The sequence below is a fragment of the Arthrobacter sp. M2012083 genome (assembly GCF_000281065.1).
Classification (GTDB): domain Bacteria; phylum Actinomycetota; class Actinomycetes; order Actinomycetales; family Micrococcaceae; genus Arthrobacter.
This window is the reverse complement of the sequence record NZ_AKKK01000009.1, coordinates 91,739-105,063: the sequence shown is the minus strand read 5'-3', so window position 1 is coordinate 105,063 and position 13,325 is coordinate 91,739. Positions and strand designations below refer to the sequence as shown.

Sequence of the window (13,325 nt, the reverse complement as noted above, 5' to 3'; positions counted from 1 at the left end):
AGCTTAGACCAGCCCGTTCCGCTCCAGGATTTCGCGAATCGCTGCAGTCTCGGAATCGTTCAAGGAAAGCATCGGCGAGCTCATGGTGTTGGACTCGATGACACCCATCACCTGCAGTGCCGTCTTGAACGCACCCAGACCAGCGGCGCCACCGGAGACGCGACCGTTGGGGGTGTACACGATCTCGAAGACGTCCGCCAAGCGGTCCTGCTCCCTTGCCGCGAGAGCCCAGTCGCCGGCATTCGCGGCATCGAACAGGCGGCGGTAACCGGCCGGATCGACGTTGCCAAGGCCCGGAACAACGCCCTGCGCGCCGCCCAGGAGTGCGCCGTCCACCACAACTTCGTGACCGGTGAAGATGTCGAAGTTTGGGATGTCCTTAGCGGCGAGCAGCAGCTGGCGGAAAGAAACGTCGTCGCCGGAGGAGTCCTTGACGCCGGCAATGACGCCATCGCGGCCGAGGCGGACCAGGAGGTCGGTGGGCAGCTTGAAGTGCGTGCGGACCGGGACGTCGTAGGCGAAGATCGGCTTCTCGATAGCGGCGTGAATGCTGCGGAAGTGCGTTTCGGTCTCTGCGGCATTGCCGATCGCGTAGTACATGGAGGTGACTACGATCGCGTCAGCACCGAGGTCAACCACCTTGCGGGCCTCTTCGATCACGCGGTTGGTGGTTTGCTCGTTGGCGCCCACGATCAACGGGACAGCTCCGGCGTTGGCATCGGCGATGGTGGAGACCACCAGCTCACGCTCGTCGTTGGTCAGGTAGGGGACTTCGCCGGAGGAGCCCAGGACGAAAAGGCCGGACACACCGCCGTCGATCAGGTGCTTGGTGACGTTTTTCAGCGACGCGGTGTCGATGCTGCCGTCTGCGTGGCGGGGGGTGATGACCGGGGGGATGACGCCCTGGAACTGAGTGGACACAGAATTCTCCGTTGTTTGTAGCTTGTGAAGGGAAAAACTAGATGTGGAGCAGGCTCGGCGCGGCGCCCAGCAGCTTCTTGGTGTAGTCGTTGCTGGGGTTGTCGAAGACCTGGGTGGCTGTGCCTTGCTCGACGATTTTGCCGAAGTACATGACGCAGATGCGGTCAGAGACGTAGCGGACGGTCTGGATGTCGTGAGAGATGAACACCATGCCCAGGTTCAACTGGGTCTTCAGGTCGGACAGCAGGTTCAGGACCTGCGCGCGGACGGAAACGTCCAGGGCCGACGTCGGCTCGTCAGCCACGATGATGTCCGGGTCCAAAGCCAACGCGCGGGCGATCGCCACACGCTGTCGCTGGCCGCCGGAAACCTGCGACGGCGTCACTTCGGCCGCCGATTGGGGCAAACCCACCAGCGCCAACAGTTCCTTGACCTTGGCAGCGCGGGAGGAAGCGTTGCCGATGCCGTGGATCTGCAGCGGATCTGTGAGGATGTCCTGGATGGTCATGCGCGGGTTCAGCGCCGTCGCCGGGTCCTGGAAGACCACGGAGACTGAGCGGCCGAACTGCTTGCGCATGGCCGCGTTCCGCTTGATGGCCGGCTTTCCGTGGAACAAAACCTTGCCCGACGTCGGCGGCTGAAGTCCCACGAGCACAGACGCGAGTGTGGACTTGCCGCAGCCGGACTCACCGACGATGCCCACGGTTTCGCCGCGGCTGATGGTGAAGTCCACACCATCCACGGCTTTGACGATGTTCGGCCGGAAGAGGCCACCGGTCCGCGCGTGGTGGTAGACCTTGACGTCCTTGAGCTCGATGACCGGCTTTCCGGTTGATTCGCTCATTTCGCGTCCTCCTTCAAGTGGCTGGCCCAGTAGTGGTCGGCATCATCGCCGTTTGCGGAGGCAACGGTGGTGAGGACCAGCTTCTGCTTCGGGTCTGCGTCGGCGCGCAGCGAACGTGCGGCGAACCGGTCTCCCGTGGCGAAGTCCCGTGGGGAGGGGACGGTGCCGGGGATCTGGTGCAGGCGGATGGCGTCGGCCTCGATGGAGAGGACGGCACCGAGCAGCCCGCGGGTGTACTCGTGCTTGGGGTTTCGCAGGAGCTCGGAAGCCTGTGCGGATTCCACCACTTGGCCGGCATACATGACCGTGATGCGGTGCGCCAGCGAGGCCACCAGGGCGAGGTCGTGGCTGACGAAGACCATGGCGAACCCGAGCTGCTCACGCAGTTCGTTGAGCAAATCCACTACCTGCTTCTGGACGGTGACATCCAGGGCAGTGGTGGGCTCGTCGGCAACAACGATCTTTGGCGAACGGGACAAGGCCATGGCAATCAGCACACGCTGGCGCTGGCCTCCGGAGAGCTCGTGCGGGTAGCTGGCGAGCGTCCGGACGGGGTCAAGCTTCACCATTTCCAGCAGCTCGGCGGGAGTCTTGCGGCCTCCGCGCTTGGTGAGCTGCTCCATCTGGTCCTTGATCTTCATGGACGGATTCAGCGAGCTGAGCGCATCTTGGTAGACCATGGCAATTTGTTCGCCGCGCAGGCCTTCGTAGGCCTTGGGGTTGCTGTGCTGGGTCTTCGCGTCCAGAAGTTCCTTGCCATCGAACTTGATGGAGCCGGTGACCTGGGCGGTCTTGGGCAGCAGGCCCATGACAGCCAAGGAGGTGATGGATTTACCGCAGCCGGATTCGCCAACCAAGCCCATGGTTTCTCCTTCGCGGACTGTGAAGGAGACGTTGTCCACGATCGCGATGTCACCGAAGCGGCCCGGGAAGCGGATGGACAGGTTCTTCACTTCCAGAACGTTGCGGGTACCGGGAGATACCTGCGGGAGTCGGTCGGTGCGCTTAGCTTCGATGGCTGCCAGAAGTTCCAGTTCGCGGTCTAACAGGAGGTGCGGGTTGGCGGCGGCCAGCTTCACATCAGTGAGGACGGCTGAAGTGCCGACGTCAGAAGTGACGGTGGCGCCGGAAGCCCCGGGGACGCCGTCGAGCTCGTGTTCCTCAACCACGGAAGGCTGGGCTACGGACGTTGCAACCTCGGTGTCCACGGCCAGGACTGCGGTGGAGCCGTCGTCGTCCTTCACCACCGGTGCCCGGCGCAGCTTCGGGTTCACCATGGCGTCGGTGAGGCCCTCGGCCAGGATGTTCAGGGACAGTACGGTCAGCAGGATGGTCACACCGGCGAACGTTGTGGCCCACCAACCGCCGGACAGGACCAGGTTGCGGCCGTAGGAAATCACGTTGCCCCACGATGGCGCAGGATCCTGAACACCGGCGCCCAGGAAAGAGAGCGAGGCTTCGAGGATGATGGCGTCGGCAACCATGACCGTGGCGAACACCAGCACAGGAGCTGCGGTGTTACGGACGATGTGTTTGACCAGGATGTAGAAACGGCCGGCACCAATCACGCGTTCGGCACGGACGTAGTCTTCGCCGTACTGGGCCAGCACGTTGGCGCGGACCACGCGTGCCAGTTGGGGAGTGTAGATGATGGCGATCGCGATGATGATCGTCGGAACCGAGTTGCCGAATGCGGCCAGCAACACGGCAGCCAACGCGATGCCGGGGAATGCCATGAGGATGTCCATGAGCCGCATGATGATCTCATTTACGGACTTGCTTGACGTCGCGGCAAAGGAACCGAGGAGCGCGCCGGCAAGGATGGCCAGCGCAACCGCGCCGAGGCCGATCAAGAGCGACGACTGTGCACCGAAGAGGAGTCGCGAGAAGATGTCGCGGCCCAGCCGGTCGGTGCCGAAGAAGTGCTCAGCGCCAGGGGGCGTGGCCGGAATGAAGGTCTCCAGCGGATCGTGCGGGGCGATGACCGGTGCGAAGATGGCCGCCAGGACAATCATGATGAGGAAGAGCAGGGCGATGCGGGAGCCCCAGGGCAGGGCCTTGAAACGAATGCCCGGGGCACTTAGCCGTTCTGCGAGCTTGCTGCGCATGAGCTATACCGTCCTGATTCGGGGGTTGATGAGCAGGTAGAGAAGGTCCACCACGATGTTCACCAGAACGAAGGTGACGGAGATGGTGAGCACCACACCCTGGACCAGGTTGACGTCCAGGTTGGTGATGCCGTTGAGGATCAGCTGGCCCATGCCGGGCAGGGCAAAGATCATTTCAATCACGACGGCGCCACCCAGCAAGTAGCCCACGCGGAGTCCTAGCACGGTCACCGGGGTGACGAGCGCGTTGCGGAGGACATTCTTTGAAACCACTTCGCGGTAGGGGACGCCGTTCCCGATAGCGGTGCGGACATAGTCGCGGTCCAGCTCTTCAACCATGGAGGTACGGACCACGCGGATCAGCGACGCTGACACAGGGATGCCGAGCGCCAAAGCCGGGAGGGCCATCGAATTGAGCCAACCGCCGAAGCCGGACTCCGGCGTCGCAATTCCGCCTGAGGGGAACATCGGGTTGGCTCCGAGAGCGAACCACTGGATGAGGAGGATGCCCAGCCAAAACGACGGCGTGGCGATCGCGGCTATGGAGAAGACCCGGACCAACTGGTCCTGCCACTTGTCGCGGTAGAGGGCGCCGAGGATGCCGAACGCGAGCGAGAGCACTATCGCGATGAGGACTCCCAGGAAGGTGAGCTGCAACGTCAGGGGGAACGCCGAGCCAATCATGGAAGCCACCGACTTGGCCGGCGGGGTAGTGACGCCGAGGTCGAACTGCAGGAGCTTGCCGAGGAATCGGAAGTACTGCAAGACCAGGGAATCGTTGAGGCCATTTTCCTGGCGGTACTGTTGCTTCGCTTCTTCACTGGCACCGTCGCCGAGGGCCGAGCTTGCCTGGTCGCCGGGAGCGGCCTGCAGGACGAGGAAGACGAGCAACGTGATGCCCAGGATCATCAATGGCAATGCTGCAAGTCTGCGGCCAAGCAGACGCAATATCGTGACCAATTTGTTCTCCGGTTGGTTGGGTGCTGCTGGTTGCGGGGCCTGCTCTGCGGGCTATTTGAGGGATTCAGGCCGCAGAGCAGGCCTCACAACTCGAAGGGTGCTTAGGCAGTTCGTCCGACGTCGATGAACGACAGGCCGGTGGTGGGCAGGGGCTGGAAACCGTTGAGCTTCTTCTCGTCCCAGGCGCTGGGCAACTGGCGGTGGAAGACCGGATATAGCGGGACTTCGTCCGAGACCATGTCCACGATTTCGCCGACGATCTTCTTGGCCTCGTCACCGGAAGCCTGCGAGCCCTTGTTCATGAGTTCCTGCAGGCGGGTGCGCTCCGGGGTGGTCCAAAAGGCGCGCTTGTCCATCCAGGTCGCACCCGAGTAGAACCAGCTCAGAAGAAGGTCTGCATCGTTGCCAAACACCGAGGGGTCGCCCGGTGCCGCCACCACGGAGAAGTCGCCCTTGCCAACGCGGTCGCTGTACAAAGCGCCGGACTGAAGGCTCTTGACGGTGACCTTGACGCCCGGGATCTTGTTCCAGGATTCGAGGATCAACGGGGCGACGTCCTTGACCCAGGCGGTGTCCGTGGTGAGGAGCTCGAACTCAAGGTTGGTGACGCCCGCCTGCTTCAGCAGTTCCTCGGCTTTGGAAGTATCGAAACCGTAGACGTTCTTGGCCTTGACGTAGTCCGGATGGCCTTCCTGGAAGTAGGAAGTCGCGGCCTTGGCGTTGCCGAACAGGGCCTTCTTGATGATGGATTCCTTGTCCATGCCGTAGTGAAGTGCCTGCCGGACAAGCTTGTTGTCGAACGGGGCCTTGGCGCAGTTGAACATGAGGAACAACAGCCCGAAGGACTGGACGGATTCAACCTTGACCTTGGACTTCAGACCGTCGACGTCCAGGTAGGGAACGTCTTCGATCGCTTGGACGCGGCCGGATTGGACTGCGGTAACGCGGGCTGCGGCGTCCGAGAGCAGCAGCCAGGTCATGCCCTTGGCCAGTGCAGGTTTGGGACCGTTGTAATCGGCAAATGCTTCGAAGACGATCTTGTCGTCCTTGACCGCTGAGACAAGCTTGTAAGGGCCGGAGCCAACGGGTGCGGCGTCGAAGGCTTTTAGATCGGTGGCGAGTGCTTTGGGGACAATCTTCACTACGGAGATGCGCGGTCCGAAGCCGGGGAAAGCGTACTTGAGCGTGAACTCCACTGTCTTGGCATCGAGCGGCTTGACGTCCTGGATGAAGGGAATGAACTGGGAGAACAGTGACTTGTTCGCCGGATCCATGACGCGCGTGAAGGAGAAAGCGACGTCTTCGGTGGTGACGGGGGAGCCGTCGTGGAACTTGGCACCGTCGCGGATGGTCACCCGGTAGGTGGTGTCGTTGACCTTTATGGGATCCGTAGCTGCCAGGGCGTTGTAGGGCTGACGCGTGGCCGGGTGGAGTTCAATGAGGCCTTCGAAGATGTGCAGGTTCGCTGCCATCGGTGTGGCTCCGGACGAACTCAGGGGATCGAAACCGGTGGACAGTGCGTAGGAGATGCCTGCCTCAATGATGAGGTCCTTATTGACGGCCGCGGTGTTGGCAGTTGACCCGGTAGTGGTGCTGGCAGCGCCGCCGCACGCGGAGAGGGTTGCCGTGAAGGCGGCTGCTGCACCAACTGCGCCGCTTAGCTTCAGGAAGTTCCGGCGGCTGGCGTCGTTGACCAGCGGCAGGCTTTGGATCGTCTTGCTCATAAGGTGCCTCACCATTCGCATTTCGTGGGTTATCGGATGTAGGACGTCCGATGCTCGTAGTGAAACTGTAAGGGCGGTCACAACGGAACGTCAAGTGAGAAATGACGCTTGCTTGGAGACCGTGAGTCTGAGGAATTGCCGGCTGCGGCCGGTCCGTGGGGGAAATCTCGGGGAATTCCCGGCTGTTAGCTATCGGGGAGGTGGGACATCCGATATTGTATGTTGCGAGTCACTCATTCTTGGGCGGGCACTAGGCTCGCTTCAATATTAACACCGCACATGTTTCCCAAACCGGCTTTCGCCGGAGCCCGGGGCAGGTGCATCGGCAAGGAGAAGCCATGACAACTTCCGGTGTGGTTCCGCAGGCGCGGTTCAGCGCGCAGGCCCGGCTGCGCGCCTTGCAGTCGGACATTATGGAACTGATCCTTGAGCGGGAGCTTGAGGCAGGCGACCCGTTGCCGACCGAAAGTGAGCTCTCTGCCGCGCTTGGCGTAGGGCGAAACACCCTCCGCGAATCCCTCAAAGTGCTTCAAGCCTTGGGTGTCATTGAGATCCGGCATGGCTTCGGCATGTTTGTGGCACCGAGCAACTTTGACGCCCTCGCGGACGGCCTGACGTTCCGCGGCCGGCTTTCGCTGCGCCATCAGGGACTCGAAGCTTTGCAGCTGGTGGATGTGCGCCAGGCGCTCGAATCCGGGCTGATTGGTTCCTCCATGGATGTCATGACCCAAGAGCAGCTCACCTCCATCGAAGAAGCCGTGAAGCAGATGGAAGAGCTGGCTGCCGCCGGCGAGAACTTCGTCGCCGCTGATGCCGAGTTCCACCGCAGGCTGTTCGAGCCCCTCAACAACGAGCTCCTGATCAACCTCATGGGTGTCTTTTGGAAGGTCTACCGGAAGATCCACGTAGAGATTGGCCCGGGCAACGAGGACTTGGCGAAAACCGCTGCGATGCACCGCGGCATCTATGCAGCAGTCGCTGCCGGCGACAAGGTTTCTGCTTCTGAACTGCTCAACCGGCACTTTGACGGCATCCGACGCCGCATCAGTGACGCTGTGGGGGAGTAAACGCTCCGGACCTTAACGGAAGCGGCCGCCGTCGTACTTCTTTGGAAAGTACGACGGCGGCCCTTGCGTTTCTGCGTGCGGGTCACCTTCCGCTGTGGCTCACCCAACTGAGTCACAGCTAACGCCCGCTCTGAACCCGCTAAACGGCCTGAACTGCTGCTTAGGTGGGTTCATTCAAGAAAACAAAAGACCCGCACCGGCGAACCGGTGCGGGTCTTGATCTGTGCGCCCAAAGGGATTCGAACCCCTGACCTTCTGTTCCGTAGACAGACGCTCTATCCAGCTGAGCTATGGGCGCATTTCGTGTGATTCCCGGCGGTCTGTTTCTCTGACCCCCTCGAACCTCAATAAACTTTACAGAAGTTCATGTGAAGTTCCAAATCGAAAAGCTGTAATCTACGCAACTAGACCGGTCTACGTGACCTTTGTCACTTAAATTCGTCTTTCTCAATCGCCAAACCTTGATTTCTAGCGGTTTTGGCCTCCTGCGCCTTGGGATGTCCGATGTCTGACAGCGGATTGGTCTGGTCCGCGGCCCCTATCGTTTAGGACACACCACTGAACCCGAGGAAGGGAACCGCAATGGGCGATCTGGCGCGACTGCCGCTGCTTGAGAAGGCACCTACTACGCATGCACGCCTGCTGGCCTGGGTTGAGGAAGTTGCCGAGCTGACTCAGCCGGACCGCATCCACTGGGTTGATGGCAGCGAAGCAGAAAACAAGAAGCTCACCGACGAACTCGTCGAGGCCGGAACGCTGAAGCGGCTGAACCCGGAAACGTTCCCGAATTCCTTCGCGGCGTTCTCTGACCCTGCCGACGTTGCCCGAGTAGAAGAGCAGACCTTTATCTGCTCCGAGAACGAGCGCGACGCAGGCTTCACCAACAACTGGATGGCCCCGGCCGAGATGAAGCAGAAGCTGCGCGGACTCTTCGCCGGCTCCATGCGAGGCCGCACCATGTACGTCATTCCGTTCGTCATGGGCCACCTGGATGCCGAGGACCCGAAGTTTGGCGTCGAGATCACCGACTCCGCCTACGTTGTTGCCTCCATGCGCATCATGGCCCGCATCGGAACGGACGTCCTGGACCGCATCACGCAGACCGACGCTTTCTTTGTTCCGGCCCTCCACTCGCTGGGCGCGCCACTGGAAGCCGGCCAGGCCGACGTCGCATGGCCGTGCAACACCGACAAGTGGATTGTGCACTTCCCCGAAGAACGCTCCATCTGGTCCTTCGGCTCCGGATACGGTGGCAATGCCCTCCTGGGTAAGAAGTGCTACGCGCTGCGCATCGCTTCGGTGATGGCCCGCGACGAAGGCTGGCTGGCCGAGCACATGCTCATCCTCAAGCTGACCTCCCCTGAGCAGAAGACCTACTACGTCTCCGCCGCTTTCCCGTCCGCCTGCGGCAAGACCAACCTCGCATTGCTCGATCCCACCATCAAGGGCTGGAAGGTTGAGACCCTTGGCGACGACATCACGTGGATGCGCTTCGGCAAGGAAGGCGAACTCCGCGCCGTCAACCCTGAAGCCGGCCTCTTCGGCGTTGCGCCGGGCACCGGTTGGGGCACCAACCCCAATGCCATGCGCGCCATCGCCAAGGGCAACAGCATCTTTACCAACGTCGCACTGACCGACGACGGTGGCGTCTGGTGGGAAGGCATGACGGAGGAAACTCCGGCACACCTGACCGACTGGCGCGGTGAGTCCTGGACTCCGGACTCCGACGCCCCGGCTGCGCACCCGAACTCCCGCTTCTGCACACCGATCGACCAGATCGACATGCTGGCCGAAGAATACTTCAGCCCGGAAGGCGTGGAACTGTCCGCGATTCTGTTCGGTGGCCGCCGCAAGACCACTATCCCGCTGGTCACCGAGGCCCGTGACTGGTCAAACGGCATCTTCATGGGTTCCACGCTGTCCTCCGAAACCACGGCTGCTGCCGCCGGCGCCGTTGGCGTGGTCCGCCGCGACCCAATGGCCATGCTGCCGTTTATTGGCTACGACGCAGGTGATTACCTGAACCACTGGGTGAACCTGTCCGCCAAGGCCAACCCGGAGCGTCTGCCCAAGATCTTCCTGGTCAACTGGTTCCGTCGCACGGCTGAAGGCGGTTTCGCCTGGCCTGGCTTCGGAGACAACGCCCGTGTGCTCAAGTGGGCCATCGAGCGCCTCGAGGGCAAGGCTGACGCCGTGGAAACTCCGATCGGTTTCGTGCCGACCGGTGAATCCATCGACCTTGAGGGCCTGGACATGACCCCGGCCGAGGTTGAGTCGGCCGTTCGTGTCGACCCCGAGGAATGGGCAACCGAGCTGGCGTCCATCGAGGAATGGTTCGCAAACTTCGGCGAGTCGCTTCCGGCGGCACTTCAGTCCGAGCTGGACGGTCTCAAGACCCGTCTGGGCTAGACCTCTTAGGAACAACGGCGTTCTTAAGTGAACGACGACGGCCCGTCACCTTTCGAATGAAAGGTGGCGGGCCGCCGTCGTGCTTGGGGCTATTGTCCCGGTTGGCGTGCGTGCCCTAGTTGGCGAGCCACACGTCCGGGCCGAACACTTCGTAGTGAATGCGGGTGGCCGGAATTCCCGCATCGATGGCTTCATCGCGGATTTTCTTCATGAAGGGGAGGGGGCCGCAAAGGTAAAGCGAAGCGTCTGCGGGCATGTCCAGTTCACGCAGCGACATGAAGCCGTGGTTGGTTCCGGGGTGGGGAGACTCGAGCCAAAGCTGCAGGTCAGCGTGGATTCGCGCTGCGTCCGCGGTCATCTGGCTGCTGAGTGCCCAGTTGTCCATGGTCTTCTCGGCGTGAAGGACCAAGACCTGCCGATCCGTGCCAGCCTCGGCGAGCGACCGCAGAATGGAAGCCGTTGGGGTGCAGCCAATACCGGCAGAGGCCAGGATGACGGGGCCGTCACCGTTCCTGAGGGTAATTTCCCCGTACGGGTTTGAAATTTCGAGGATGTCGCCGGGCTCGACGCCGGTGTGAAGGGCGGTGGACACCTCACCGCCGTCGTTCAGCTTGGTAGTGAAGGTCCGGCTGATGCCCGCGTCGCCGGATAGCGAATACTGGCGCACCTGGCGCAGGCCATCCGGAAGTTGGACCTTGACGCTGACGTATTGACCGGGTTCTGCTGGCGTAACCGGGGTGTCGTCTGCCGGTTCCAAGGTGAACGTGACCGAATCCTTGCCTGCCGGTTCCTTGCTGGTCACACGCCACGGCGTCCACATTGCGTGGTTCGCCTGGGATGCGTAGAGGTCCTTCTCCAGCTTGATCAGGGCGTCTGCCATGAGCCAGTACACCTCTGTCCAGGCTTCGGCGATCTCCGGAGTGATGACGTCGGCCAAGTCGGCGGCGATGGCTGCAAAGAGGTGCTCGTAGACCACTCCGTATTGATCCTCGGTGATTCCGAGGGAGGCGTGCTTGTGCGCAACGCGGGAAAGCACCCTTTCCGGAAGGGTGTCCGGGTTGTTGATGAGATGGGTTGCGAACGCGGCAATACTCCCGGCAAGCGCCCGCTGCTGATCTCCGGAACGCTGGTTGGAACGGCTGAAGAGCCCGTCGAGCAGCTCAGGGTGCGCCGCGAAGAGCCGATTGTAGAAGTCGACGGTTATCGCGCCGATCCTTGAACCAACCAGTGGCAACGTGGCTTCAATGATGGGGCGGGACTTTTCCGAGAGCATGATTCTCCTGGCTGTAGGGGCCGGTTTCGCCGACCGAATATATAAGCACGCGAAATGCTTATATTTATATCCCAATTTCTACACTGCGTAGAAGAGATGTGCAAACCTGACAGAACAGGCTTTTGGGAGGTGCTGTTGTTCCTGTTGCGACTAGGACTGCGCCGCAGTGGTCCTGAACTCCGGCCGAAGCCCTATGGATTGGAACACCGGGTTCATCTGCCGGGCATGGGGGAGGGAAGCGATAACCACGGCATCGAGCTCTGTGTAGAACGCTTCCCTGGCCCGGTTCATTGCATGGCGCAGTCCGCACTCATTGATGAGAGGGCAGTTCTTGGTGGGGGATTGGCACTCAGCCGGATCCTGTCGGCTGTCCAGATGCCGAAGGACTTCGCCGACGGTGGCCCTCCGACCGGTTTCATTGAGCCGGGAACCGCCTAGCCGTCCCCGTTCAACATCGATGTAGCCCAGTGCACGCAAGCGGACCATTGCCTTGCTGACATGGTTGTACGGTGTCCCCACGGCATCCGCCACCGCTTGGGTAGTCAGCAGCATGCCCTCTGGAGCCGCGGCCAACACCATGATCGCGCGGAGACTGACATCTGCGAAGGCGTTGATTTTCATGGGATCAGCTCACGGATAAGGTCTAGTCCACCCAGATGGATGGTTCGTGGGTATCGGGCTCCATGGCACTGAACTCAAAACCGTCCAGTGTTGGAAAATACGGAATAATTGCAGCACGGACCTCGCCGTCCCGGTGCTCGGCGGCACCATGGATGCCGTCAGAACCATGATCCGGCAGGCTGACGTCACTCACAACTGCTACAGCCTTGAAATCATCGCGGCCTTGCCGTAGCAGTTCATGGATGTCGGTCAACATCTGTCCGGCATCCACATCGCCGTTTTCGTCAGGCTCGCCCGGGGCAATCATCACTAGCCGCAGTTCATCATCATTTGAGAGCGTGACGCCAAACGGGAAGAATCCGCCATTCTGTTGGATGTGCTCCTGGGCGGTACCAAGTGCAGTGCCCAGCGTCTCGCGGAGTTCGCGGTCCTGGACTGATTCGCCTTCACGCGGCGCGCTGGTGGGCTGTTCGCTCATGCTGACCACACCCGTGCAGGAGTTGGCATCACTGCTGTCTCGCCGAACGCGACCGTCCGGGTCTGTTCGTCGATTTCATAGGGCTTGAGAAGGAGCATCGAAAGACCTTCTGTGTGTTCGATGTGGAGCCTAAGAGCGTCAAGGGCATCGCCTTCGCCGTTACTGGGTGTTAGGCGGACATCGCTGATGACGCACGTACCCCGCAACGACTGCATCCCTTGGCGGAAACCGTCTGTCAGTAACTGGAGGGACTCTTCCGAATCAACCTCGTCGTCCTCGTTGGGCTCTTGGTAGCCCATATGGTGCCCGATCGCACCTTTGAGATCTGTGGTGACACCATATGGCGCCAACGAGCCGGTCTTCCCCAATTGATCCTGGGCGAAGGGTACGGCGGCACCAACAAGATCGAAAACATCCTCAATGGCCTGCTCGGAGAGCCCCTCATGCCACCATTCCTCAGCAGGAGCGGCTCGGCCGGCCCATACGTAGGGCTCCTGGGTTTCGACCCGGGGGTCACTCAAGCTGGGGTGCTTCAGGAATTTCTTGCGGGTGAAGTCCACACGGATGACTTGGCTGATGCCACTGCGGTGTTCAGCCCAGAAGTGCAGCGTGTCCTCGTTCTTGCCCGTCTGCGGATCCAGTACAGCAACCATCGCGAGGAAGTTTTCGGCATGGCCCGAGAAGAGATCAATGGTCAGCTTCACGGACAGCAGTGGGTCCGGGGGCATGGTCCCCCGAATTTCCTTGGGGACTTCGCCGCGGTGGATGGTGCCGTCGGTGCCGAGCATCAAGACGAACGGGGCAAAGCTCTTGTTGAGGACTAACTGAGCGTCGGCCAGTCCAAGGGCTTCGGTCACGACTGCGGCCAATTCGGATTCAGGCGAGATTCGAGCCTCGGACGGAATCTGCGTCATGCCAGC

General features: G+C 61.4%; 11 protein-coding genes and 1 tRNA gene. 2 read left to right on the top strand and 10 right to left on the bottom strand.

What is annotated here, in order from left to right:
- Window positions 1-3: 3 nt before the first annotated feature.
- The 5 genes from A477_RS0106065 to A477_RS0106045 form a co-directional block, all read right to left on the bottom strand.
- Complete coding sequence (locus tag A477_RS0106065; RefSeq protein ID WP_017198126.1) at window positions 4-921, bottom strand: dihydrodipicolinate synthase family protein; 918 nt, start codon at window positions 919-921, stop codon at window positions 4-6.
- Between the two features lie 37 nt (window positions 922-958).
- A complete protein-coding gene (locus tag A477_RS0106060) occupies window positions 959-1,765 on the bottom strand; it encodes an ATP-binding cassette domain-containing protein (RefSeq protein ID WP_017198125.1) in 807 nt (268 codons plus the stop codon).
- Window positions 1,762-3,873, bottom strand: a complete 2,112-nt coding sequence (locus A477_RS0106055; RefSeq protein WP_017198124.1) for a dipeptide/oligopeptide/nickel ABC transporter permease/ATP-binding protein — start codon at window positions 3,871-3,873, stop codon at window positions 1,762-1,764. Before A477_RS0106055 ends, A477_RS0106060 begins: the two co-directional genes overlap by 4 nt.
- Before the next feature lie 3 nt (window positions 3,874-3,876).
- Entirely contained in the window at window positions 3,877-4,833 is a 957-nt protein-coding gene (locus tag A477_RS0106050; RefSeq protein WP_011773574.1) for an ABC transporter permease, read from the bottom strand.
- Window positions 4,834-4,934: 101 nt separating this feature from the next.
- Window positions 4,935-6,572 (bottom strand): ABC transporter substrate-binding protein, encoded by a 1,638-nt coding sequence (locus A477_RS0106045; protein WP_017198123.1) that lies wholly within the window; start codon window positions 6,570-6,572, stop codon window positions 4,935-4,937.
- A 323-nt stretch (window positions 6,573-6,895) separates the two neighbouring features.
- Here A477_RS0106045 and A477_RS0106040 point away from each other — a divergent pair, with 323 nt between their 5' ends.
- Window positions 6,896-7,624 carry a FadR/GntR family transcriptional regulator gene (locus tag A477_RS0106040; protein ID WP_017198122.1) on the top strand — a complete coding sequence of 243 codons (729 nt, stop codon included), beginning with the start codon at window positions 6,896-6,898 and terminating at the stop codon, window positions 7,622-7,624.
- Window positions 7,625-7,848: 224 nt separating this feature from the next.
- Here A477_RS0106040 and A477_RS0106035 read toward each other — a convergent pair.
- A tRNA-Arg gene (locus A477_RS0106035) sits at window positions 7,849-7,922 on the bottom strand.
- 284 nt (window positions 7,923-8,206) lie between these two features.
- Between A477_RS0106035 and A477_RS0106030 the strand changes: the two genes are divergently transcribed.
- Window positions 8,207-10,033, top strand: a complete 1,827-nt coding sequence (locus tag A477_RS0106030) for a phosphoenolpyruvate carboxykinase (GTP) (protein ID WP_017198121.1) — start codon at window positions 8,207-8,209, stop codon at window positions 10,031-10,033.
- Between the two features lie 115 nt (window positions 10,034-10,148).
- On the opposite strand, the gene A477_RS0106025 is transcribed toward A477_RS0106030, so the two are convergent.
- The 4 genes from A477_RS0106025 to A477_RS0106010 form a co-directional block, all read right to left on the bottom strand.
- Window positions 10,149-11,306 (bottom strand): globin domain-containing protein, encoded by a 1,158-nt coding sequence (locus tag A477_RS0106025; protein WP_017198120.1) that lies wholly within the window; start codon window positions 11,304-11,306, stop codon window positions 10,149-10,151.
- A gap of 150 nt (window positions 11,307-11,456) precedes the next feature.
- Window positions 11,457-11,927 (bottom strand): RrF2 family transcriptional regulator, encoded by a 471-nt coding sequence (locus A477_RS0106020; protein ID WP_017198119.1) that lies wholly within the window; start codon window positions 11,925-11,927, stop codon window positions 11,457-11,459.
- A 22-nt stretch (window positions 11,928-11,949) separates the two neighbouring features.
- Window positions 11,950-12,405: a hypothetical protein gene (locus tag A477_RS0106015; protein ID WP_017198118.1), complete on the bottom strand. Its 456-nt coding sequence runs from the start codon at window positions 12,403-12,405 to the stop codon at window positions 11,950-11,952.
- A complete protein-coding gene (locus A477_RS0106010; RefSeq protein ID WP_017198117.1) occupies window positions 12,402-13,319 on the bottom strand; it encodes a hypothetical protein in 918 nt (305 codons plus the stop codon). The genes A477_RS0106015 and A477_RS0106010 overlap by 4 nt, the downstream gene beginning before the upstream one ends.
- Between the last annotated feature and the right edge of the window lie 6 nt (window positions 13,320-13,325).